18 protein-coding genes are annotated in these 22442 nt (G+C 47.3%); 15 read left to right on the top strand and 3 right to left on the bottom strand.

Going from position 1 to position 22442, the window contains the following annotated elements; all coding sequences use genetic code 11:
• The first annotated feature begins 2 nt into the window (after positions 1–2).
• From ERX40_RS01960 to ERX40_RS01980, 5 genes are read left to right on the top strand one after another with little or no spacing between them, the layout of a single operon-like run.
• Entirely contained in the window at positions 3–776 is a 774-nt protein-coding gene (locus ERX40_RS01960) for a dihydroorotate dehydrogenase electron transfer subunit (RefSeq protein WP_133416817.1), read from the top strand.
• A complete protein-coding gene (locus ERX40_RS01965) occupies positions 773–1693 on the top strand; it encodes a dihydroorotate dehydrogenase (protein ID WP_133416818.1) in 921 nt (306 codons plus the stop codon). Before ERX40_RS01960 ends, ERX40_RS01965 begins: the two co-directional genes overlap by 4 nt.
• A complete protein-coding gene (gene pyrF, locus ERX40_RS01970) occupies positions 1693–2391 on the top strand; it encodes an orotidine-5'-phosphate decarboxylase (RefSeq protein WP_133416819.1) in 699 nt (232 codons plus the stop codon). The genes ERX40_RS01965 and pyrF overlap by 1 nt, the downstream gene beginning before the upstream one ends.
• A complete protein-coding gene (pyrE, locus tag ERX40_RS01975; RefSeq protein WP_133416820.1) occupies positions 2385–2996 on the top strand; it encodes an orotate phosphoribosyltransferase in 612 nt (203 codons plus the stop codon). Before pyrF ends, pyrE begins: the two co-directional genes overlap by 7 nt.
• Positions 2997–3056: 60 nt before the next feature.
• Positions 3057–3752: a hypothetical protein gene (locus ERX40_RS01980; protein WP_133416821.1), complete on the top strand. Its 696-nt coding sequence runs from the start codon at positions 3057–3059 to the stop codon at positions 3750–3752.
• Positions 3753–3804: 52 nt separating this feature from the next.
• Here the strand turns inward: ERX40_RS01980 and ERX40_RS01985 are convergent, their stop codons facing one another.
• Entirely contained in the window at positions 3805–5451 is a 1647-nt protein-coding gene (locus tag ERX40_RS01985; protein WP_133416822.1) for a phospho-sugar mutase, read from the bottom strand.
• Between the two features lie 12 nt (positions 5452–5463).
• Entirely contained in the window at positions 5464–7491 is a 2028-nt protein-coding gene (gene pulA / locus ERX40_RS01990) for a type I pullulanase (protein ID WP_133416823.1), read from the bottom strand.
• A gap of 185 nt (positions 7492–7676) precedes the next feature.
• On the opposite strand from pulA, the gene glgB reads away from it, so the two are divergent.
• Genes glgB through ERX40_RS02020 form a run of 6 tightly spaced genes read left to right on the top strand, consistent with a single transcriptional unit; the run spans position 7677 to position 16116 of the window.
• Positions 7677–9620, top strand: coding sequence for a 1,4-alpha-glucan branching protein GlgB (glgB, locus tag ERX40_RS01995; protein ID WP_243712892.1), 1944 nt, complete (start codon positions 7677–7679; stop codon positions 9618–9620).
• Positions 9617–10765, top strand: a complete 1149-nt coding sequence (locus ERX40_RS02000) for a glucose-1-phosphate adenylyltransferase (RefSeq protein ID WP_133416824.1) — start codon at positions 9617–9619, stop codon at positions 10763–10765. The genes glgB and ERX40_RS02000 overlap by 4 nt, the downstream gene beginning before the upstream one ends.
• A 2-nt stretch (positions 10766–10767) precedes the next feature.
• The gene (gene glgD / locus ERX40_RS02005; protein WP_133416825.1) at positions 10768–11871 is read left to right on the top strand and encodes a glucose-1-phosphate adenylyltransferase subunit GlgD; all 1104 of its coding nucleotides are present in this window, start codon (positions 10768–10770) and stop codon (positions 11869–11871) included.
• A gap of 14 nt (positions 11872–11885) precedes the next feature.
• Positions 11886–13283: a glycogen synthase gene (locus tag ERX40_RS02010; protein ID WP_165980624.1), complete on the top strand. Its 1398-nt coding sequence runs from the start codon at positions 11886–11888 to the stop codon at positions 13281–13283.
• An 11-nt stretch (positions 13284–13294) separates the two neighbouring features.
• A complete protein-coding gene (locus tag ERX40_RS02015; protein WP_133416827.1) occupies positions 13295–15697 on the top strand; it encodes a glycogen/starch/alpha-glucan phosphorylase in 2403 nt (800 codons plus the stop codon).
• A 50-nt stretch (positions 15698–15747) separates the two neighbouring features.
• A complete protein-coding gene (locus ERX40_RS02020) occupies positions 15748–16116 on the top strand; it encodes a YbaN family protein (RefSeq protein ID WP_133416828.1) in 369 nt (122 codons plus the stop codon).
• A 39-nt stretch (positions 16117–16155) separates the two neighbouring features.
• Here the strand turns inward: ERX40_RS02020 and ERX40_RS02025 are convergent, their stop codons facing one another.
• Positions 16156–17817: an Rqc2 family fibronectin-binding protein gene (locus tag ERX40_RS02025; protein ID WP_133416829.1), complete on the bottom strand. Its 1662-nt coding sequence runs from the start codon at positions 17815–17817 to the stop codon at positions 16156–16158.
• 130 nt (positions 17818–17947) lie between these two features.
• On the opposite strand from ERX40_RS02025, the gene gmk reads away from it, so the two are divergent.
• The 4 genes from gmk (at position 17948) to priA (ending at position 22400) form a co-directional block, all read left to right on the top strand.
• On the top strand, positions 17948–18571 hold the full coding sequence (gene gmk / locus ERX40_RS02030) for a guanylate kinase (protein WP_133416830.1): 624 nt from the start codon (positions 17948–17950) through the stop codon (positions 18569–18571).
• Positions 18571–18765 (top strand): DNA-directed RNA polymerase subunit omega, encoded by a 195-nt coding sequence (rpoZ, locus tag ERX40_RS02035; protein ID WP_133416831.1) that lies wholly within the window; start codon positions 18571–18573, stop codon positions 18763–18765. Before gmk ends, rpoZ begins: the two co-directional genes overlap by 1 nt.
• A 70-nt stretch (positions 18766–18835) precedes the next feature.
• The gene (gene coaBC / locus ERX40_RS02040; protein WP_133416832.1) at positions 18836–20032 is read left to right on the top strand and encodes a bifunctional phosphopantothenoylcysteine decarboxylase/phosphopantothenate--cysteine ligase CoaBC; all 1197 of its coding nucleotides are present in this window, start codon (positions 18836–18838) and stop codon (positions 20030–20032) included.
• On the top strand, positions 20022–22400 hold the full coding sequence (gene priA / locus ERX40_RS02045; protein WP_133416833.1) for a primosomal protein N': 2379 nt from the start codon (positions 20022–20024) through the stop codon (positions 22398–22400). Before coaBC ends, priA begins: the two co-directional genes overlap by 11 nt.
• Positions 22401–22442: the final 42 nt, after the last annotated feature.

Genomic DNA, 22442 nt, shown 5'->3' on the forward strand with positions numbered 1-22442 from the left:
CGATGCAGTTGAAAAACATTCAGGAAAATATGACAGTTGTCAGTCACAATCTGATTGCCAGAAATATTTATGAACTGGTGCTGCGAGGTGAAATTACACGCAATATGAAGACACCGGGTCAGTTCGTTCATATCAGAGTCGGAGATTCTTCTGAGTTCATGCTCAGAAGACCGATCTCTATCTGTGAAGTGAACAGTGATCATGAAACACTGACCTGCCTCTACCGTGCAGATGGTAAGGGCACTCAAGCACTCGCTAAAGCGAAAGCAGGCGATACAATCGATATACTGGCACCGCTGGGTAATGGTTTCCCGGTGGAAGCTGCAGCAGATACAGCACTCCTGGTCGGCGGCGGTATCGGTGTACCCCCGTTATACGAACTATCAAAACAGCTGAACGCAAGAGGCATCAGGACCATCCATGTGCTCGGCTTCAACTCACAAGACGATATCTTCTATGCGGACAAGTTTGCAGCTCTCGGCGAAACACATATCGCGACAGCAGATGGCAGCTACGGCACGAAAGGATTCGTGACGGATGTCATCAAAGCATTACCGAAGACTTATGACACATTCTACACATGCGGGCCGATTGTCATGATCAAGGCGATTCAGGAGGCTTTGCCTGATACTGAAGGATATGTGTCGCTTGAAGAGCGTATGGGCTGCGGCATTGGTGCATGTTATGCATGTGTATGTAAAGTGGACAACGATGAGGGGTACGTTAAAATCTGTAGTGACGGACCGGTCTTCAGGAAAGGAGAGCTTGAACTATGAGGCTGAAAGTACAATTACCTGGCCTTGAGCTTAAGAATCCCGTGATGCCGGCATCCGGCTGCTTTGCATTCGGCAAGGAATATGCACAGTTTATGGACTTGAATAACCTCGGCGCCATTATGATCAAGGCAGCGACTAAAGAACAGCGCTTCGGTAACCCGACGCCGCGTGTTGCAGAGACATCAAGCGGTATGATCAATGCCATCGGACTGCAGAACCCGGGTGTCCACCACATCATCGAACATGAATTGAAGTGGCTGGAGCAGTTTGAGACACCCATCATCGCAAACGTCGCAGGATCCACTGAAGAGGATTACGTCTATGTTGCAGAACATATCTCAAAGTCACCGAACGTCAAGGCGCTTGAGCTGAATATCTCGTGTCCGAACGTCAAGGAAGGCGGCATTCAGTTCGGTACTGACCCTGAGACGGCAGCACGTCTGACGGCGGCGGTCAAAGTGGTGTCAAGCGTACCGGTCTACGTGAAGTTATCGCCGAACGTGACGAATATCGTGCAGATGGCACAGGCTGTCGCACCTCACTGCGATGGTCTGACGATGATCAACACACTGGTCGGCCTCCAGCTGAATAGCAGAACGGGTGCACCGATCATCGCCAATACAATCGGTGGCTTAAGTGGTCCTGCAATCAGACCGGTTGCGCTGCGTATGGTCTATGAAGTCCGTCAGCATCTGGATATTCCAATCATCGCGATGGGTGGCGTGACCCATGCACAGGACGTCATCGACTTTATTTCAGTCGGCGCAGATGCTGTCGCTGTCGGTACGGCTAACTTCCAGAATCCGACAGTCTGTCAGACTATTATCAATGAATTACCGGCACTGCTCGATCAGCTCGGTGTGAATCATATCCACGAACTCAAAGGTCGCACACTTGATATTCTGGGGGTAAAATGATGAATACCAATCCAATTATTGCACTTGATTTCAAGAATATGGAAGATGTTCTCGCTTTTCTGCAGCCGTTTGATGAGCAGCTGTTTGTCAAGATCGGTATGGAACTCTATCTGCAGAACGGTCCAGCTATTGTCAAGGAAGTGCGCGACCTCGGTCATGATATCTTCCTTGACTTGAAGCTGCACGATATTCCGAATACGGTCGGTCAGGCTATGAAAGGTCTCAGCAGGCTTGATATTCAGATGATCAACGTGCATGCAGCAGGCGGCAGCAAAATGATGGAGGCGGCTCTCGCTGGTCTTAAGGAAGGGGGCAGCAGCGCGGCGCTTATCGCAGTCACGCAGCTTACGAGTACATCTGAAAATCTGATGAACAAGGAACAAGGGATTCCGGGCAGTATCAACGACAGCATTCTGAACTATGCACATGTGACGCAGAATGCCGGACTTGCCGGTATTGTCTGTTCGGCTAATGAAAGTGCCATGATCCGTGATGCTCTAGGTGAAGATTTTCTGAAAGTGACGCCGGGTATCCGGACTATGGACGATGCGAAAGGTGACCAGGTCAGAATCGCGACGCCTGAATTTGCCCGTCAGAATGGTTCAACACACATAGTCGTCGGTCGTTCCATCACTCAGGATGCGGATCCTGTTGCGAAATATCATTCTATTAAGAAAGCGTGGGAACTAGGATGTTAAAAGAAGAGATTGCAAGACGTTTACTTGAAATTGAAGCGGTGACATTAAGTCCTGATGACCCTTATACATGGTCGTCAGGTATCAAGAGCCCGATTTACTGTGACAATCGTCTGACGATGTCCTATCCGGCAGTGCGTGATGAAGTGGCAGAAGGACTCGTCACATTGATCAACGACCACTTTGCAGGTGCTGAAGTGATTGCCGGCACAGCGACGGCAGGGATTCCGCATGCCGCGTTCGTCTCCCAGAAGATGAATCTGCCGATGAGTTACGTGCGTTCTTCAAGCAAGAAACATGGCAAGGGCAATCAGATAGAAGGTCGTGTCAGTCCGGGCCAGAAAGTAGTCGTGGTTGAAGACCTTATCTCGACAGGTGGTTCTGCGATTGATGCAGCGGACGCCCTGAAAGAACATGGTGCTGACGTGATAGGTATCGTCGCGATCTTCAGCTATCAGCTGTCTAAAGGGAAGGAACGTCTGGCAGAAGCAGGCTATCCTTACTATACATTAAGCGATTTCGATGCACTGGTTAAAGTCGCTGCTGAGATGAATAAAATAAAAGAAGAAGATATTGAGTCACTTAATCACTTCCGTGATCATCTTTAGTCACTATAAGAAGACCGTTTATTGTATACTACAGTAAACGGTCTTTTGTGGAGGTGACTTATGAGTCGGAAGTGGAACCATATCAATTCTTTTATAGAGACATCATCAACAGCTAAGAAAGTAAGGCATTTCAGTCAGTCGCCTGAGAAAAAATCGAAGTTGAAGGCGCTGGTCATCAGACCGGTTGAGGAATTCGATTATAGAATTGAGTCGTTTCGCAGTTACTTGAAATACACGTTTACAAGACCTCAGATTGTGGCGGACGATATAACAAGTGGACGCTATTTTTTATGGGCGCTGCTGAACATGCTGCTTTATCTGGTCATTGTCTTCTTTATCGGTGCTGCTGATGATAGATTCAACTGGCAGGCAGGTATTCAGTTTGCAGTATCCGGCCTTATCTTTACGCTTGTGCTGGTTGTCTTCACTTTTCTCATACAGGTCATATCCATCAGTTCACATATCACCATCTACAAAGTCTTTGTCGATATATTGAGTTATTATACACTGGTCAGCGTTCTGACATCTATTCAGCTTATTCTGAAACTGCTTCACCCTTCATACAACCATCCATTTGAGATCATCTGTTTTCTTGTCGTCATGAGTATTCCGACCCGTCTTTTTATCTCCTATCATCGTGACCATAAGTTTGAAGTGGATATCTTCAAGATGAATCTGCTGCTGATCATATTGATGGTGATGTATCTGATGTTTACACGCAATATCGAATGGCTCGACTATTTCAGGAACATATAGTACAGACCCCGATGAGAGTTCATCGGGGTCTTTCTGTGTGAGCAGAATACACTCAACTGAAGAAAATATCATTGATCTGCTGAGCGATTCCTTCGATGTCTTCAGTGATGAGTGAGACGTATAATTTAATCTTTGGCTCTGTTCCGGAAGGGCGGAGTGCAATCCAGCCGTCCTCAAAGAAGAACTTGATCACATCTGCCTGCGGAAGTTCGATAGCGTGTGTGCCGGTTGCATCACGGCGTTCCTGTTTCAGATAATCTTCAGTGGCGATCACTTTCAGACCGGCAATTTCAGCCGGTGCATTGTCACGGGCATTCTGCATGATGGTCCGGATTTTGTCTTTACCGCTTTGACCGTCAAATTTATGAGCGAACAGTTTCTCCTGATAATGACCATAATCAACATAAATCTGATTCATCTGATCAACAAGGGTTTTACCTTCATTCTTCAGCTCACTCGCCAGCTTGATGATAAGCGGCACGATCTGTACCGCATCTTTATCTCTGACAAATGGACTGGCCATATAGCCGTAACTTTCCTCGTAACCGAAGATATAATGATAGGAGTCATCAGCTTCGAACGCCGCGATTTTCTCTGCGATAAATTTGAATCCTGTCAGCACATCAAACATTCTGACATCGTTCTTCTCCGCGATGACTTTGCCGAGTTCACTTGTCACAATCGACTTAACTGCTGCTCTGTCAGCGATATCTGCAGTCTGACTGATCCGGTAGTTAAGCAGGAGGCTGCCAAGCTGGTTACCATTGAAGTAATGGTAGTCGCCGTCATGGAGTGCGACGACACCCATGCGGTCAGCATCGGGGTCAGTGGCGATCAGCAGGTCAGCCTGTCCCTTTTTACCCAGTTCAACCGCCATGTCGAATGCCTCGTGATCTTCAGGGTTAGCCGACTTGACGCTTGAGAAGTCAGCATCAGGCTTACACTGCGCTTCGACCAGCTGATAGTTACTGAAACCGACTGCCTCCAGAATTTCCGGCACAATCGGCACACTCGTACCATGCAGACTTGAGAAGACAACTGTAAGCGCCGACTGCGGAATCTCCTTGATCAGATTGATGACTTCATTCTTGTAAGAGGAAATCACTTCAGCTGGAACCGGCACAATCAGCTCTTTCTGCTGAAGTGCTGCTCTATCTTTTACTTCGATATTCAGTTCATCTGTGATCTGACCGATATACTGGCTCACTTTTTTGGAGCCTTCCAAAGCCATCTGACCCCCGTCCGGTCCGTAAATCTTAATGCCGTTGTATTCAGGTGGGTTGTGACTGGCTGTGATCATGACGCCGGCATCTGTCTTAAGGTGACGCACGGCGTATGACAGTTCAGGTGTTGTATGGTAACGGTCATATCTATATGTTTTGATGCCGTTAGAGGCTAATACCACTGCAATCTCGTCACAGAACTCCGGTGAGAGATGACGGGTATCATAGGCGATAACGACTGTCGGATTTTCTTTGATTTCGTTTAGATAACGGCTCAGACCATAGGCGACTTTCTGCACTGTGAAACGGTTCAGACGGTTAGGTCCAAGGCCGATAATTCCGCGGATTCCCGCTGTCCCGAAGGCGAGTTCCCCTTGAAATCCCTCTGCCTTCTTGTCTTCTGATAACTGCTGATATTTTTCTTCTGCTATTAAGCTCTGAGCTATTTTCTGTTCCCATTCTTGTCTTGTTGGCATGATCAACGCTCCTTAGTAAGTTGTTTTTCTGAGTACGATGCATTCATAGGGGGCAAGCAGAAATGAGCCTTTCACCTGGCCGCTTGAATGTGAGTTGCTGAGTTCTATTTTAAATACCCCTTGTCTCGGCATTTCAATCGTATGATTAAGCGCTGTGGGATTGAAATAGATGATAAACTCATCATGATCATCAAACAGCAGCACACCAAGCAGCGGTTGAACAGTCGGGACCTCCATGATTCTTGAAGGATCATTTAACCGGAAGACCTCATATTCCTTTTTCAGCTGGATCGCCTTGCGAATAATTGCTATATCATCATTGTATTTTATTCGTCTGTTCCAGTCGATGCGGTTAATGAAATCACCGAGGTTATAGGTATTGCCGTGTCCATATTTCGTTCTGTAGAACTCCTGACCTGCATGAATAAAAGGAATACCCTGACTCAACAAAGTGAAGAGGGTGATCATCTGATGCTGTTTCAGCACAATCCGCGGATCGCGTGAGGTGTAGGACAGTCTATCGAATAGCGTATGGTTATCATGCACTTCGGTATAATTGATGGTCTGACTGACCGGCAGACCGTATGCGCCGTGAAAGAGCTGATAGATGCGTTCCTGATATCTGCCGCGACCATTGAAGTAACCGGTATCGGCGATATCAAAGTTATTGCCTTTAAGTGAATCCCTGAAATGATCATTGAAGAAATGGATAGCCGGCACTTTGGATGATTGATCATGAGTCGTTTTCATATCGTCAGGTATAGCGGTATTCAGGTGCCACCCTTCACCGAGCAGCAGAATATCAGGATGAAGGGCGGTCAGCATCACTTCAGCCTGTCTCATCGTCTCAGTATCAATGGCACCCATGAGATCAAAGCGGAAGCCATCGACTTGAAAATATTCAGCATAATAGAGGAGAGTATCCAGGATGAATTTCCGGCCCATCAGTCGTTCACTGGCAAAATCATTGCCGACGCCTGTCCCGTTGCTGAGAGACAGGTCATCATAATATCTGAAATAGTAGCCAGGTACCAGCTGTTCGAATGAAGAAGTCGGCTGATCAAAGACATGATTGAAGACAACATCCAGTATCATGCCGATACCAGCCTCATGATAATGCTGAATCACTGACTTAAGTTCAATGATTCTGCTTTCAGGCGCTTCTGGCGCTGTAGAATAACTTCCATCTAGTGTCTGGAAGTACATAGGATCGTAGCCCCAGTTATAGCTTTTCCGGAAATGGATATCATCTACTTTGGCGAAATCATTGACCGGCAGTAATTCGACGTGGGTGACACCTAGCGAACGAATATAGTCAAAACCTGTCGAATAGCCATTATGCGTCGTTGTACCGGCAAGTGAAAGGGCCGTGAATTTGCCCTTCAGCTCATCCGGTATTCCGCTGTTCGGATGCATCGAGAAATCTCTGACATGGACCTCATAGATGATACTGTCAGCAGGCGCATGGACAGGTCTAGTATGATGAGAAAAGCCGGCAGGTGCAACGTCGGTATCGATTACTACACCGGCTGTCGAGTTCAGTGTCAGTCCCTTTGTATAGGGATCTATGACTTTATATTCTTCATGATTGACATGAACTTCGTAATAGTAGGTCGCAAGATGATGGTCTCCTGAGAGAGTGATGGACCAGTCGCCGTCGCAGTAAGTCATCACATGCTGCTCATCATCAAGATGCAGAATAATCTGATGGGCGACAGGGGACCATACTGTGAAAGTTGTTCTGTCAGGCGAATAGACTGCACCGTAATGATCATGTTTTTTTGCATATAAACGTTCAAATTCAGCGGTTCTGACCACTTTTCCTGTCTTGACAGGAAAATATCTGTCTCCACACTCCAGCCACCACTGCTGATTAAGTGCAATAGATTCAGTAGAAGTGAAAGAATAACTGCCGTTTTTGTCCTCTGTTAATTCAAGGGGCACAGTCGATGTGCTGCTTTTAAGATTGAAGGGTGTCTGAACTGACCCGTTGAAGGTAAGAGTTACTGTGTTAAGTGAATCAATGTAGCCACAAGTCATAGAAGACCTCCTAGTCGGAATACTTTTATTATAGAGTGATTGAAATGATATTTCCTGTATTTTGATGAGTAAAGATTCTTTTTTAAAGAAAGATTTAATTTTCGTTATTTCGATACAGTTTTCTCTTTTACTTTGCGGTTGTCTAAGGGTATAGACTATAATATAACTAAAGGAAGTGAGAGGAAATGAAGATGCAGTCCATTACTGACCTAGATCAATATTTATTTCATCAGGGCACACATTATGAGTCCTATCGATTTCTCGGGTCTCACTACGATCCGGAGACTCAGCAGACAGCTTTTACGGTCTGGGCACCGCATGCCCGGCATGTAGCTGTAGGACTGGACCATAATAACTGGACCGGAAGAGACTATGCATTGACCAGAGTGACGGATGCAGGTCTCTGGTCGGGCGTGTTTGATATCCCGGCTGGTACGACATACAAATATGTACTTGATACGACTGAGGGGAAGCTGCTGAAAGCTGATCCTTATGCACGCTATGCTCAGAAGAGACCCCGGACAGCTTCGATAGTCGAAGCGCCGTCCAGTTATGAGTGGCAGGACGCTGAATGGCTGAAGAAGAGGAGCACCAGAAGTCATTTCAGTTCGCCGGTCAATATTTATGAAGTCCATCTGGGTACATGGCGTAAGCATGAAGTCAGGAAGCAGCCTGACTGGACAGTGGATGACTATACGGATGCGACCTACTATAGCTACCGGGAGATGGCAGACGAACTCGTACCTTACGTCAAAGAGATGGGTTACAGTCACGTTGAGTTTCTGCCTATCACTGAACATCCCTTCGACCTGTCATGGGGCTATCAGGTGACGGGTTACTATGCGCCGACCTCACGTTTCGGTTCACCGGACGACTTTAAGTATCTGATCGACTCATTCCACCAGGCGGGAATCGGCGTCATCATGGACTGGGTGCCGGCTCACTTCTGTAAGGACGCTCACGGTCTCAGATTATTCGACGGCCAGCCGTTATATGAGTATGCAGATGCCAGACGTGCCGATAAAAGAGGATGGGGCACACTGACATTTGACTTCGGCAGACCCGAGATTCAGAGTTTCCTGATTTCGAATGCGATTTACTGGCTGACGGAGTTTCATCTCGATGGTTTAAGAGTGGATGCGGTGCACAGCATGACGGACCTCAACTTCGAGAATCATACACCGGAGACAAAAATCTATAATGATGAAGGCACGAGTGTGCATAAAGAAGCGGTCGCCTTTATACAGAAGCTGAATACCATCGTCTTTCAGTATCATCCGGACGTGCTGATGATGGCAGAGGATTCATCAGATATTCCGATGATAACAGCTCCTGTGGATAAAGGGGGGTTAGGCTTCAACTACAAGTGGGATCTCGGCTTCATGCATGACACACTTGATTATTTCGAACTGTCTCAGGAAGCACGACCTTTCAATCATAGGCATCTGACATTTCCGATGATGTACCGCTATAACGAGAACTATATTCTGCCCTTCTCGCATGATGAAGTGGTGCATGGCAAACGGTCCATGCTGGATAAGATGCCGGGCGATCAGTGGCAGAAATTCGCTAATTTAAGGGCACTGTATGGCTACCAGATGACGCAACCAGGCAAGAAGCTGTTATTCATGGGTAGTGAGCTTGGGCTTTATTCAGAATGGAAGGACAAGGAGCAGATCGACTGGTTCATTCTGAAATACCCTTATCACCGCGGGATGCAGAAATACGTCAGAACGCTGAACCAGTTCTATCTGGCTCATCCGGCGTTATATGAGCTGGATTTTGAGCCGGCGGGTTACGAGTGGATAGATGCGGACAACAACGAGCAGGCTGTCATCAGTTACATCAGACGGAGTGCAGATGAAGAGCTGATTGTCGTCATCAATATGACGGGCCAGGTCTACTACGATTTTCCGGTCGGTGTGCCGGTGGATGCAGGCTACAGGGAGATTTTCAATTCCGATCTCACCGCCTTCGGAGGCAGCGGCCAGCAGGTGACGGATGAACTTTTTGCAGTTGAAAATGATCATCCGGGGTATAAGTATATTATCAGAACAAAATTACCGCCTTTTGGCATGTCAATCTATCAGCAGACAGGTAAAATTAAAAATATGGGGGAATCCAAATGAGTAAAGAAGTAGTAGGAATGTTATTAGCAGGGGGTAAAGGCACGCGTCTCGGTCAGCTGACAAAGAATATTGCCAAGCCTGCTGTACCGTTCGGCGGGAAGTTCAGAATCATCGACTTTACCTTAAGCAATTTATCCAATTCAGAGATTTCCACTGTCGGTGTACTCGTGCAGTACGCACCGCTTCTCCTGAACCGTCATATCGGTATGGGAAAGCCGTGGGGGCTTGATCGTCAGGAAGGCGGTATTTCAGTTCTTGCGCCATTTGCCAATCAGGACGGGGCTTCATGGTTCAACGGTACGGCTGACGCCATCACAAAGAATATTCATTTCATCGATCAGTATGACCCGGAATATCTGCTGATTTTATCCGGTGACCATATCTATCAGATGGATTACCAGCAGATGCTTGCGTTCCATAAAGAGAAGAATGCGGATGCGACTATCTCAGTCATTGAGGTGCCGATGGAGGAAGCATCACGTTTCGGTATTCTGAATACTGAGGAAGATTACAAGATCTATGAATTTGACGAGAAACCTGAGGTGCCGAAGAATAACCTCGCGTCTATGGGTATTTATATTTTCAACTGGAAAGTGCTCCGTGAATATCTGGTGGAAGATGAGAAAGATACCGCTTCTGAACATGACTTTGGAAACGATATCATTCCGAAGATGCTCGCTCATGATAAGCAGCTGTATGCCTATCGCTTCGATGGTTACTGGAAAGACGTGGGTACAATTCAGTCATACTGGGAAGCGAATATGGATCTGCTTGAGAAGGACTTAGCGCAGCTGCTGAACAGTAAGTCGTGGCCGACGTACTCTCACGAACTTAATCTGCCACCTCAATATATCGGCAATTCTGCTGAACTGAAAGATTCACTTGTTTGTCCTGGCTCATTTATCTTCGGCCATGTCAATCACTCAGTTCTTTTCAGTGAAGTGACTATCGGTGAGAATACGACTGTAGAAGATGCGATCATCCACCCACGTACTGTAGTGGGTGCAGATTGTACAATACGTAAAGCGATTGTCATGCATGACCTTGAAATACCGGACGGGGTTACGATTGACGGCTCTGACGAATCCGAACCGATTGTCGTCGGTCCTGAAAATATTGATGATTATACGAATGGAGGCAAATAAGCATGCGTTCTTTAATGGGCTTGATTAACTTGGAAAATGAACATGACTTTTTAGAGGAACTGACGTATTTCCGTAACGGCGCAAGCGTGCCGTTCGCCGGACGTTATCGTCTGATTGATTTCAGTATCTCCAACATGGTGAACTCAGGAGTTGATGAACTTGCACTTTTCGTCAACCAGAAATACCGTTCATTGCTTGACCATCTTGAAAATGGTGAGCATTTCGGTCTGAACGACAAACATTCACGACTTTTCGTGCTGCCCCCGGACTGGCATGACCCGACTGATATCTCACGCGGCGATTTAAGGCATTTTCATAATAACCACGATTTCTTCAGCCGTTCAAAAGCAACGGATGTCATCATCTCAGGATCACAATTTATTGCGAATGTCAATTACAAGGATGCTTACAAGTATCATGTCGAATCGGATGCCGACATCACCCTGATCGCAGAGAATAAAGATCAGCTGCAGGAGATGCACGGTCCTGTACTGCGGATCAATGAAGAGAGCGGCAAAGTGACTTTCCTGAACCATGAACAGAGCAATCAGCACCTTTTCACGGGCGTCTATATCATCAAAAAGGAAAAGCTGATGGATATCATCAGTTTCTGTATCGACAACTATAAAGACACGTTCTTTCTTCATGGCATCCAGGAACGACTGGATGAGCTGAACGTCAGATTCTATGATGTCAGTACGCGTTCGTTCTACATCAATTCACTTAAAACGTTCTATCACAGCAACATGGCGGTTCTTGACCCTGAAATCTATAAAGAGCTGTTCATGCAGGAATGTCGTGTCCGTACGAAGACTTCCAATCAGCCGCCGACAAAATATCTGGATGATTGTGTCGTGAAGAATGCTATTGTCGCAAATGGCTGTGTGATTGACGGCTGCGTTGAGAACAGTATTCTATACCGCGGTGCACAAGTCGCTAAAGGTGCCGTCATCAAGAACTCTATCATCATGACGAACAGCAGGATCGGCGAAAACGTTGTGCTTGAAAATGTTATACTTGATAAAGACGTGACGATTAATGATGGGCAACATCTGAGAGGTTCCGGGGATAAACCCTTTGTTGTTGCTAAACGTCAGACCATATAAAAAGAGGTAAAATGATGAAAAAAGTACTCTTTGTTGCATCGGAATGCACCCCATTCTTCAAATCAGGTGGACTTGCCGACGTCATCGGCAGCCTGCCGCAATATTTAAATGACACGGATGACTGCGAGGTCCGTGTCATTCTGCCGTTATACTCACAGCTGAAATCTGAATATCGGGCCCTGCTGTCTGAGGTCATGATCTATCACACTGAAGTCGGCTGGCGTCAGCAGTATACAGGAATATTTGAAATGATCTATGAAGGCACACACTATTACTTCGTTGATAACGAACAGTATTTCAAGCGTGATAATCTGTATGGCTATGAGGATGACGGCGAACGATTCGTCTACTTCTCAAATGCAGTCATTGAGTTCATCTATCGCGGTGACTATAAGCCGGATGTCCTGCATGGTCATGACTGGCAGGCAGCGGCGGCAGTGGCCATCGCCAAGATCAAGCAGCCGGTACCGGGCATCCGCACCATCTTTACAATTCATAACATTCTCTACCAGGGCTGGATGGAGCACGCCGCTTTCGGTCAGCTGTTCAATCTGGACATGGTTCATTTTTCCGGCTTTGAGTGGGACGGCATGCTGAATCTGATGAAAGCAGCTCTTTTCCATGCTGATAAGATCACGACGGTCTCACCTACTTATGCTGAGGAAATCAGGACTCCTTATTATGGTGAAGGCCTGGAACCGATGCTCAACTATCGAAGCGGCGATCTGCTCGGTATCATCAATGGTATAGACGTCAATGACTACAATTCGATGAAAGATGACAGTATAGAGGTGCCGTTCAAGACCTCTATACCGAAGAAACGTCAGAACAAGAAGCGTCTTCAGAAGGAGTTAGGACTGCCGGTCAGCGATGCGCCGATGTTTTCTATCATTACTCGGATGGTTGAACAGAAGGGTCTGCACCTGATCACCCGCATTCTTGAAGAATTCATTCAGCAGGATGTTCAGGTGGTCATACTGGGTAATGGTCTCTATGAGTTTGAATCCTACTTCAGCTATCTGGCGGCGAAGTACCCCGGTAAAGTCTATACGTACATCGGCTTCAGTGAGTCATTCTCACGTAAGATCTATGCTTCAAGTGATTTCTTCATCATGCCGTCGCTGTTTGAGCCTTGCGGGCTGTCGCAGCTGATTGCCCTGCAGTATAAAGCCATTCCGATTGTCCGTGAGACAGGGGGGCTTAAAGATACTGTCATGCCATTCAATCTTTATACAGGAAAGGGTACAGGACTGACATTTGCCAACTACAATGCACATGAGCTGCTTGACAGACTCAATGATTCTCTTGTTATTTTCAACGATCCTACACTCTACAGAACGATGTTCATGAACATCACGAAAGTCAACCATAGCTGGTCTCAATCTGCACACCAATATCTTGACATATACTAAGGAGAATCGACGTGAAAACATATACTAAAGAGGAATTCAGAGAGCTGCTTGAGAAGAAGGTCAGGGATAAAAGAACGAAAACACTTGAAGAGACGACCGATAAAGATCTGTTCTACGCCATCACATCTATCCTCAAGGATTCAATCAACGAAGCAAATATCGAAACAGAACAGCGCTATATCAACGAACAGAACAGACAGGTCTCGTATCTGTCAATGGAATTTCTGATCGGCCGACTGATTGAAAGTAATCTGATCAATACAGGCTTCAAGCAGGTCTGTGATGAAGTCCTTGAGGACCTGGGACGCAGTCCGCGTGATGTCTACGGCGAGGAACATGATGCGGGTCTCGGTAACGGGGGTCTCGGCCGTCTTGCTGCCTGCTTCCTCGATTCCATCGCAAGTCTCGGTTATGCGGGCAATGGTTTTGGCATTCGGTATCGGTACGGCCTTTTTGAGCAGCGTATCGTTTCAGGCAGTCAGATTGAACTGCCGGATAACTGGCTGCGTGAAGTCTATCCGTGGGAAACACGAAAGATTGATGAAGCCATTCAGGTCAGGTTCGGTGGTGAAGTTGATTTCGTCATTGACAACGATCAGTATCAGTTCAGTTATAAAGACCAGGAAGTCGTGCTTGCCGTGCCATACGACATCGGTATCGTCGGCTATGAGAATGATGTCGTCAATACACTGCGTCTCTGGAGTGCTGAAGTACCTGATGATGCAGTCAGCCCGGAACCTTATATGAATCAGCTCGAATATAAGCAGAGCGTCGAGAAAATATCCGGCTTTCTTTATCCTGATGATTCCAAGGAAGAGGGACGTTTCCTGCGTCTGAAACAGCAGTATTTCCTTGTATCTTCTACAATCCAGACATTGATTCATCGCTTCAAGGCGAATGATGATCTGCCGATTGAAGCGTTCCACAAGAAGAACGTGATTCAGATCAATGATACACATCCGACGTTCGGCATCCCGGAACTGATGCGCATTCTGATGGATGAAGAAGGACTCAGCTGGGATCAGGCATGGGAGATCACGTCACACACATTCGCTTATACAAACCACACCATTATGCAGGAAGCACTTGAGAAATGGCCGGTCGAGCTGGTGAAACGTGTAAATCCAAGGATCTTGATGATCATCGATGAGATCAATGAGCGGTTCTGTAAGTCTATCTTCGATAACCACGAGTCGCTGCGCGACAGAATCAGTGAGATGGCAGTCATCAGTGATGGTGTCGTCCATATGAGTAAGCTTGCTATCGTCGGCAGCTATAGTGTCAACGGCGTCGCAGCGCTGCATTCAGATATCATCAAGAACTATACGTTCAATGATTTCTACCGTCTGACGCCGGAAAAGTTCAATAACAAGACGAACGGCATCACGCATCGTCGCTGGCTGCTGGGCGCCAATCCCCGCCTCGCTGAACTGATCAGTGACAGTATCGGCGACCACTGGGTGAAGTCGCCTGTGGAAATGACTCAGTTACTGCGCTATCAGAATGATGAGAGTTTCCTCAGCAACCTGGCTGAAGTCAAGCTTCATAACAAGAAGGTGCTGCAGGAGGTTATCTATAAGAAGACGGGCATTGAAGTGAATGAACACTCTATCTTTGATGTTCAGGTCAAACGTCTCCATGAATACAAGCGTCAGCTGCTGAACATCTTCCATGTCATTCATCTCTATAACGAAATCAAACGGAATCCAAAGCTGAAGATGGTGCCGCAGACCTTTATCTTCGGTGCCAAGGCAGCACCGAGCTATCATCTGGCGAAAGAGATTATCCGGCTGATTCACGTTGTGGGTGAGATGGTCAACAACGACAGAGATGTAGCTGGCCGCATCAAAGTGGTCTTCCTCGAAAACTATAATGTCACATTAGCTGAGTATATTATGCCGGCTGCTGAAATCTCCGAGCAGATCTCGACTGCCTCAATGGAGGCATCCGGTACCGGCAACATGAAGATGATGATGAACGGCGCGGTGACGCTCGGCACGATGGACGGGGCAAATGTTGAGATTGCTGAACGAGTCGGGCAGGACAATATCCTGATCTTCGGTCTTTCAAGTGAACAGGTCATCAACTACCAGAATAAAGGCGGCTATCAGGCGAAAGATATCTACCAGACTGATGACAGGCTGAAGACGATTTTAAATGGCCTGAAAGATGGCAGCTATGCAAAAGGTGAGACGTTCAGCGATATTTATTACCGCATACTGACGAATAACGATCCTTACTTCATTCTGAAAGATTTCACCTCTTATCTTGAGACGCACATTAAAGCAGTGACGTTGTACGAAGAGCAGAAGCAGTGGAATAAGATGAGTCTCGTCAATATCGCGCAATCTGGTAAGTTCTCAAGTGACCGTACAATCAATGAATATGCAACCGATATCTGGAAACTGATATAAATTGACTAGACAGTCTATGGACTGTCTTTTTTATTAGAGAGGAGGCGGACATGCGAATCTTTTTAGTAATAGTCGGTCTGATCGCAATGGTACTCGGACTCGCCGGGGTCATCCTGCCGCTTCTACCGACAACGCCGTTCCTGCTGCTTGCCGGTGTCTGTTTCGCAAGAAGTTCTGAACGATTTCATGACTGGCTTATTTCAACGAAGGTCTACCAGGCTTACGTGCTTGAATTTCAGAAGAGACGTGGATTTACGCTGAAGCAGAAATTCAGAGTGCTGCTCAGTCTCTATATCATAGTCGGATTTTCCATCTGGATGGTTGATCACCCCTATATCAGATTGGGACTTCTAGTCATGGTCATCTGTCAGACAGTGGTGCTTCTCGGCTGGGTCAGAACTCTGCCGGATGAACGTTAAACAAGCATCTCCTTTATAAAGGAGATGCTTGTTTATATCCTATTTCACTCTCATTTTATCGACCGATGCTTTATCAGGGTCCACAAAGATAGTCGACTGATCAGTATAGGTCACAAAGCCGGGTTTGGCGCCGCTTGGTTTATGAACGTGTTTGATCAGCGTATAATCCACCGGTACGGTCGCTGACTGTCCTGCCTTTGAATAGTAGGCAGCGAGAAGTGCCGCGTCCATCAGGTCCTGGTCAGACGGCTCCTTTGACATGATCACCACGTGAGAGCCGGGTATGTCCTTCGTATGGAACCAGGTGTAGTCCTTACGGGCGACCTTATGGGTCAGATAATCGTTCTGCAGATTATTTTTGCCGACTAGGATCTCTATCCCGTCAGATGACCGGTATTTCTCGAGTGTGATCTTATTCGCTGCTTTATTTCTGTGTTTCTGACGTTTTCTGAGGAGACCTTGCGCCATCAGTTCCTCGCGCATGCCTTCAATATCGTCATAAGTGATATAGGAGAGCTGGCCTTCCAGGTTCTCCAGATAATCGATCTCCCGTTTCGTCTCTTCTATCTGGCTGGCCGCATGGACTTTACGGGTTTTCAGCTTATTATACTGTTTGTAGTAGTACTGTGCATTCTCTGCGGGCGATTTACGTGGATTCAGCGGAATCGTCACATGCTCGTTCGTATAATAGTTGAATGCTTCAAACTCTGACATCCCTGACTTCAGCTGATACATATTTGCAGTGATCAGTTCGCCGAAGAGCCGGGTATCCTCCATCGAATCCGTCTCCTCCAGCTCATTGATCAGTTTCGCGAGCTTCTTTCTGTCCTTCTGCAGCAGCTGTGAGATATGGCGGCTGAGGTCAATACTTCTTGATTTAATCCGTTCACGGTCACCGCGTTCATTGAAGTAATCATCGACCAGGGCGGATAATGTATCGAATGTCTTAACCGGCTCGCCGAGTGTCTCGAGCGGCATGAAGTAGAAATATTCCTTCGGCCCCTGGTTATAGTAGACAGGCGTCACGTCCTCAGCTCTCTGCATGAACTTGCGGAAGGCTTGATCGATATCATCATCTGCTGCGAGCAGTTCGTCTATGGCGAGGGGACTGAAACCTTCAAGCAGGTTCTGCAGCTGCCGTCTGACGGGATGGGCCTCCAGCAGGTCAGAGATGGTCTCCAGCTCATATGGATTCTTTTTCTTTGCTGTCGGCGGTTCCTCATATGTGAAGCCCGGCATGATGGTTCTGGCCGCATTCGTATTGGGCGTCAAGTGCTTCATGCTGTCCAGTATTCTGTTATCATGGTCGGTCAGGATGACGTTGCTGTGCTTACCCATCAGTTCGATGAAGAGGCGACGTTTGACGGGGTCACCGATTTCGTCCGTATTATCGATATCCATTCTGATGATCCGGTCGTTGCCTTTCTGGCTGAAAGCTTTGACGATGCCCCCTTCCAGATGCTTACGCAGGACGCGCAGGAACATGGGCGGTTCGAATGGGTTCGGCGCTTTGTTCTCTGTTAAGTGTATTCTAGCAAAATTCGGGTGGGCAGAAATCAGCAGCTGCTGATTCTTTCTGTTTGCACGGACAGTCAGAATGATGGTCTGTGTATCCGGCTGCGTAATTTTATTGATACGTCCTGAGACGAGAAATTCCAGTTCTTCGAGCATCTTGCCCGTAAATAATCCATCAAAAGCCATGTCATTCACCTCATTATTCTATTTACCTAGTTTAACACTTGAACATCATAATATGAAATGAAGCATGTATTTTTGAAAATATTTGTGTTACTCTTAATAATAATCAATTTAATGTAGAAAGGTCGTAACAATGGATATTGAAAAAGGTTTACTAATCGTTCTATCTGGCCCTTCCGGTGTGGGGAAGGGTACTGTCAGGAAAGCTATATTTGATGACCCGGAAACGGATTTCGAGTATTCTATATCTATGACGACACGCACGATGCGTCCGGGGGAAGTTGATGGACGCGATTATTTCTTCAAAAGCCGGGATGAATTTGAACAGCTGATAACCGATGATGAATTCATCGAATATGCTGAATATGTCGGCAACTACTACGGCACGCCTGTGCAGTACGTCAGACAGACGATGGATGCCGGTAAGGATGTCTTCCTCGAAATAGAGGTGGAAGGTGCAAAACAGGTCCGGAAGAAATTCCCGGAAGCGCTTTTCATCTTCCTTGCGCCGCCGACACTTGCTCATCTTGAAGAGCGTCTGATCGGACGTGGCACTGAATCGAAGGACGTCATCGCTTATCGTATTTCAGAGGCACGTAAGGAAGTGGAGATGATGAATCTCTATGACTATGTAGTAGTCAATGATCAGATTGAGCAGGCGAAGAAACAGATTCAGACGATTGTTGAAGCGGAACACCTGAAACGTGAGCGCATTGAAGCGCGTTTCAGAAAAATGTTACTGGAGGCTAAAAAATAATGTTATATCCACCCCTTGATAAACTTAAGGAACATGTCAATTCAAAATATCTTATCGTGACCCTTGCAGCAAAACGTGCGCGTGAACTTCAGGATTATCCTGATTCTAATTTACTTGAACGCTACGTTTCATACAAACCGGTCGGCCAGGCTTTAGAAGAGGTAGCTGCCGGACGTATCCACATTGAAGAATAAGTCGGCTGCTGCCGGCTTTTTTGTTTGACGAAATTTAAGGTATAATGGAGATATTATTTATTAGGAGGCAATCATGAAGATTCTATTATGTGTAACGGGTGGTATAGCAGCCTATAAAGCAGTCGACCTGACAAGTAAGCTTGTCCAGAGCGGGCATGAAGTGAAAGTAATCATGACGCCTTCTGCCAGAGAATTCATTACACCGCTGCCGTTCCAGGCGCTCAGCCGGAATGAAGTCCACATCGATGTCTTTGATGAGACGAATCCTGCAGTCATCAAGCATATCGACCTTGCAGACTGGGCAGACATCAACATCATCGCCCCGGCGACAGCATCGACCATCGGCAAGCTGGCGGGCGGCATTGCGGACAATATGGTGACGACGACTTTAATCGCTTCAGTGAAGCCGACGTTCATTGCGCCTGCCATGAACAGCAATATGTACCGTCATCCTGCAGTTCAGCGCAATATGCAGCTGTTAAGGGAGATGGGGTATCATTTCATCGATCCGGGCAGGGGTTTCCTGGCATGCGGCTATATTGCTGAGGGCCGAATGGCTGAACCGCTAGAAATCATCGATGTCATTCTGCAGTTTCAAGCAGCTGAACATTATCAGCATGACTTTGCAGGTGAAAAGATTCTTGTCACGGCAGGACCGACGGTTGAGCGTATTGATGCGGTGCGCTATCTGACCAATAACTCAAGCGGCCGCATGGGTTATGCGCTTGCTGAAGCGGCCCAGCTGCGCGGTGCCGACGTGACGCTGATTTCTGGACGTCTTGAGATTGATGTGCCTGAAGGTCTGACGTATGTACCGGTTGAGAGTGCTGCAGAGATGTTTGAGGCGGTGACGTCACGCATGGAAGAGCAGGATATCATCATCAAGGCAGCAGCCGTCGCAGACTATACAACGGAACAGATTGCAGGCAAAATGAAGAAAAAGGACGCTGATCTGACCCTGACTTTAAGCAGGACTCAGGATATTCTGAAATATCTCGGGACGCATAAGACGCACCAGTACCTCGCGGGCTTTGCAGCCGAAACAGATCATGTCGAAATGTATGCGCGCGGGAAACTTGAGAAGAAAAATGCCGACGTCATCATTGCCAACAATGTAGGTGATAAATCGATCGGCTTCAAATCAGAGGACAACGCGGTGGAGATGTTCTTCAAGGACGGTACATCCCACGTCATTCCTAAAATGCCGAAGAAAGAAGTCGCGCATGAGATATTAAGTCAGATTAAGCGTGACCGGCATGTACGCTAGTGTAGTCGTTGATGTCAATGCAAAACGCGTTGACAAGTTGTTTGATTACGAGGTACCCGCTGAGCTCGCTTCGATTATGAAAGTCGGCATGCGAGTCGTTGTGCCTTTCGGTCCCCGTAAGATACAGGGCTATATCATTGAGCTGGTGGACAGGAACCACGAGAAGGCATTGAAACCTATTCTCCATATCCAGGATATGACGCCTGAACTGAATACGGAACTCATCAGGCTCAGTGAATGGATGCAGACGACCCATATCGCCAAACGGATTGCTGTCCTTGATATTATGCTGCCACGCGCCGTGAAGGGCAAGTATCATAAGGTGTACCGGCTGGAGGAGCCTGAGGAGGTCAGTGATGAACTGTATCAGCTGTTCAGCCAGAACAGGGTCCGCATCAGTTCACTGTCAGCTGATCAGCTTGCGGCACTTAAGCCTTATGTGGAAGCGGGCGTCATCACTGAAGACGTGGAGGTCAGACAGCAGCAGAAAGTGAAGACACAAAAAGCAGTGGAACTGTGTGATATCAACCTGGATACAGCGCTTGAAGCTCTGCGCAGCGATAAGCAGAAAGCCTGTTTATTGATGCTCGCAGACGAGGGTGTTCTGACGCTGAAAGAACTGAAGGAACGTGATTTCTCAGCTGCAGTGGTGAACGGCCTCGTCAAGAAGGAACTGGTAAGAAAAATCGATATCGAAGACACCCGCGACCCTTACCAGCACCGTGAATTTCTGCAGGACGGGAAAAAGGTCTTAAGAGACGAGCAGCAGACCGCCTATGATGAAATCAGCGGTGCGGTAGCTGCCGGGAAAAATGAGGTCTTTCTGCTGCACGGTATTACGGGCAGCGGTAAGACGGAAGTCTATCTGCAGACGATTGCGGATGTGCTGGACAATGGGCAGACGGCCCTGATGCTGGTACCTGAGATTGCACTGACACCGCAGATGGTCGAGCGTTTCAAAGCACGTTTCGGTGACCGGGTCGCTGTTATGCATTCAGGTCTTAGTATGGGAGAACGCTACGATGAATGGCGCAAGATCAGAAAAGGCGAAGCACGTGTCTGTGTCGGTGCCCGCTCCAGTGTCTTTGCGCCGTTTGAGAATCTCGGCCTGATCATCATCGACGAGGAACATGAGGCAAGCTACAAGCAGGAGGATTACCCCCGCTATCACGCCAGGGACATTGCAATGTGGCGCGGCGAATATAACAGCTGCCCGGTTATCCTGGGGAGTGCAACACCGTCACTCGAGAGTTATGCCCGCGCAGAAAAAGGGGTCTATCGACTGTTGACCCTGTCCAGACGTGCCAATCAGTTTCCGGTGCCTTCTGTCAATGTCGTCAATATGCGTGATGAACTGGCAGCGGGCAACCGTTCCATGTTCTCAGCGGAACTCACGCAGGCGATCAATGACCGGATACAGAAAGGGGAGCAGATTGTGCTGTTTCTGAACAGACGGGGGCATGCTCAGTTCCTGCTCTGCCGTGACTGTGGTCATGTGCCGAACTGTCCGAACTGTGATATCAGTCTGACCTATCATAAAGTCACTGATGAACTGAAGTGCCACTACTGCGGGCATAAGGAATATAAACCGGTCACCTGTCCGAACTGTGACAGCGAGCATATTCGTGAGATGGGGGTCGGTACGCAGAAAGTAGAGGAACTGATCTATCAGCACTTCGACGGCGCGAAGGTCATCCGTATGGATAATGACACAACGTCTCGCAAGGGTGCCCACGAGCAGCTCCTGGATAAGTTCAGGGATCAGGAGGCGAATATTCTCCTCGGTACACAGATGATCGCCAAAGGACTGGACTTCCCGAATATCACACTTGTCGGGGTACTGAATGCGGACACGATGCTGAACCTGCCTGACTTCAGAAGCAGCGAGCGGACGTTCCAGCTGCTGACACAGGTTGCGGGCCGTGCGGGACGGGCTGACAAAGAAGGACACGTCATCATCCAGACCTATAACCCTGAGCATTATGCCATACAGTACGCGAAGAACAACGATTACACCGGTTTCTATAAGGAAGAGATGAACTACAGAAGAATCGGTAAATATCCGCCTTACTATTATCTCGTCAATCTGATCTTCAGTCATACAGATATGAAGGAGGTACTGCTGGAGAGCAAGCATATTCATCAGACGCTGCTCCATCATCTGTCCCCCTCCAGCTATGTTCTCGGTCCGGCACCGTGCGCCATAGCAAGAATCAACAACCAGTACCGGTTCCAGATCATCATCAAGTTCAAGAGTGAGCCCGAACTGCTGCAGGCACTCACTTATCTGGATGACTATTATTATGAGAAGTTCGTCAAAAATAAATTCAATTTAAGCATCGATATCAATCCTCAGATGCTGATGTAAGAATGCCTTGTTCATAGAACAAGGTGTTTTTGTTTACTTGCT

Source organism: Macrococcus carouselicus, assembly GCF_004359515.1.
GTDB classification, from domain to species: domain Bacteria; phylum Bacillota; class Bacilli; order Staphylococcales; family Staphylococcaceae; genus Macrococcus; species Macrococcus carouselicus.

Coding starts and splice junctions, on each gene's coding strand:
- pyrF (WP_133416819.1), top strand. CDS start 1,693: ATGAATACCAATCCAATTATTGCACTTGATTTCAAGAATATGGAAGAT.
- rpoZ (WP_133416831.1), top strand. CDS start 18,571: ATGTTATATCCACCCCTTGATAAACTTAAGGAACATGTCAATTCAAAA.
- ERX40_RS02025 (WP_133416829.1), bottom strand. CDS start 17,817: ATGGCTTTTGATGGATTATTTACGGGCAAGATGCTCGAAGAACTGGAA.
- glgD (WP_133416825.1), top strand. CDS start 10,768: ATGCGTTCTTTAATGGGCTTGATTAACTTGGAAAATGAACATGACTTT.
- priA (WP_133416833.1), top strand. CDS start 20,022: ATGTACGCTAGTGTAGTCGTTGATGTCAATGCAAAACGCGTTGACAAG.
- ERX40_RS01960 (WP_133416817.1), top strand. CDS start 3: ATGCAGTTGAAAAACATTCAGGAAAATATGACAGTTGTCAGTCACAAT.
- pulA (WP_133416823.1), bottom strand. CDS start 7,491: ATGACTTGTGGCTACATTGATTCACTTAACACAGTAACTCTTACCTTC.
- ERX40_RS02010 (WP_165980624.1), top strand. CDS start 11,886: ATGAAAAAAGTACTCTTTGTTGCATCGGAATGCACCCCATTCTTCAAA.
- pyrE (WP_133416820.1), top strand. CDS start 2,385: ATGTTAAAAGAAGAGATTGCAAGACGTTTACTTGAAATTGAAGCGGTG.
- ERX40_RS01980 (WP_133416821.1), top strand. CDS start 3,057: ATGAGTCGGAAGTGGAACCATATCAATTCTTTTATAGAGACATCATCA.
- gmk (WP_133416830.1), top strand. CDS start 17,948: ATGGATATTGAAAAAGGTTTACTAATCGTTCTATCTGGCCCTTCCGGT.
- ERX40_RS01965 (WP_133416818.1), top strand. CDS start 773: ATGAGGCTGAAAGTACAATTACCTGGCCTTGAGCTTAAGAATCCCGTG.
- glgB (WP_243712892.1), top strand. CDS start 7,677: ATGAAGATGCAGTCCATTACTGACCTAGATCAATATTTATTTCATCAG.
- ERX40_RS02020 (WP_133416828.1), top strand. CDS start 15,748: ATGCGAATCTTTTTAGTAATAGTCGGTCTGATCGCAATGGTACTCGGA.
- ERX40_RS02000 (WP_133416824.1), top strand. CDS start 9,617: ATGAGTAAAGAAGTAGTAGGAATGTTATTAGCAGGGGGTAAAGGCACG.
- ERX40_RS01985 (WP_133416822.1), bottom strand. CDS start 5,451: ATGCCAACAAGACAAGAATGGGAACAGAAAATAGCTCAGAGCTTAATA.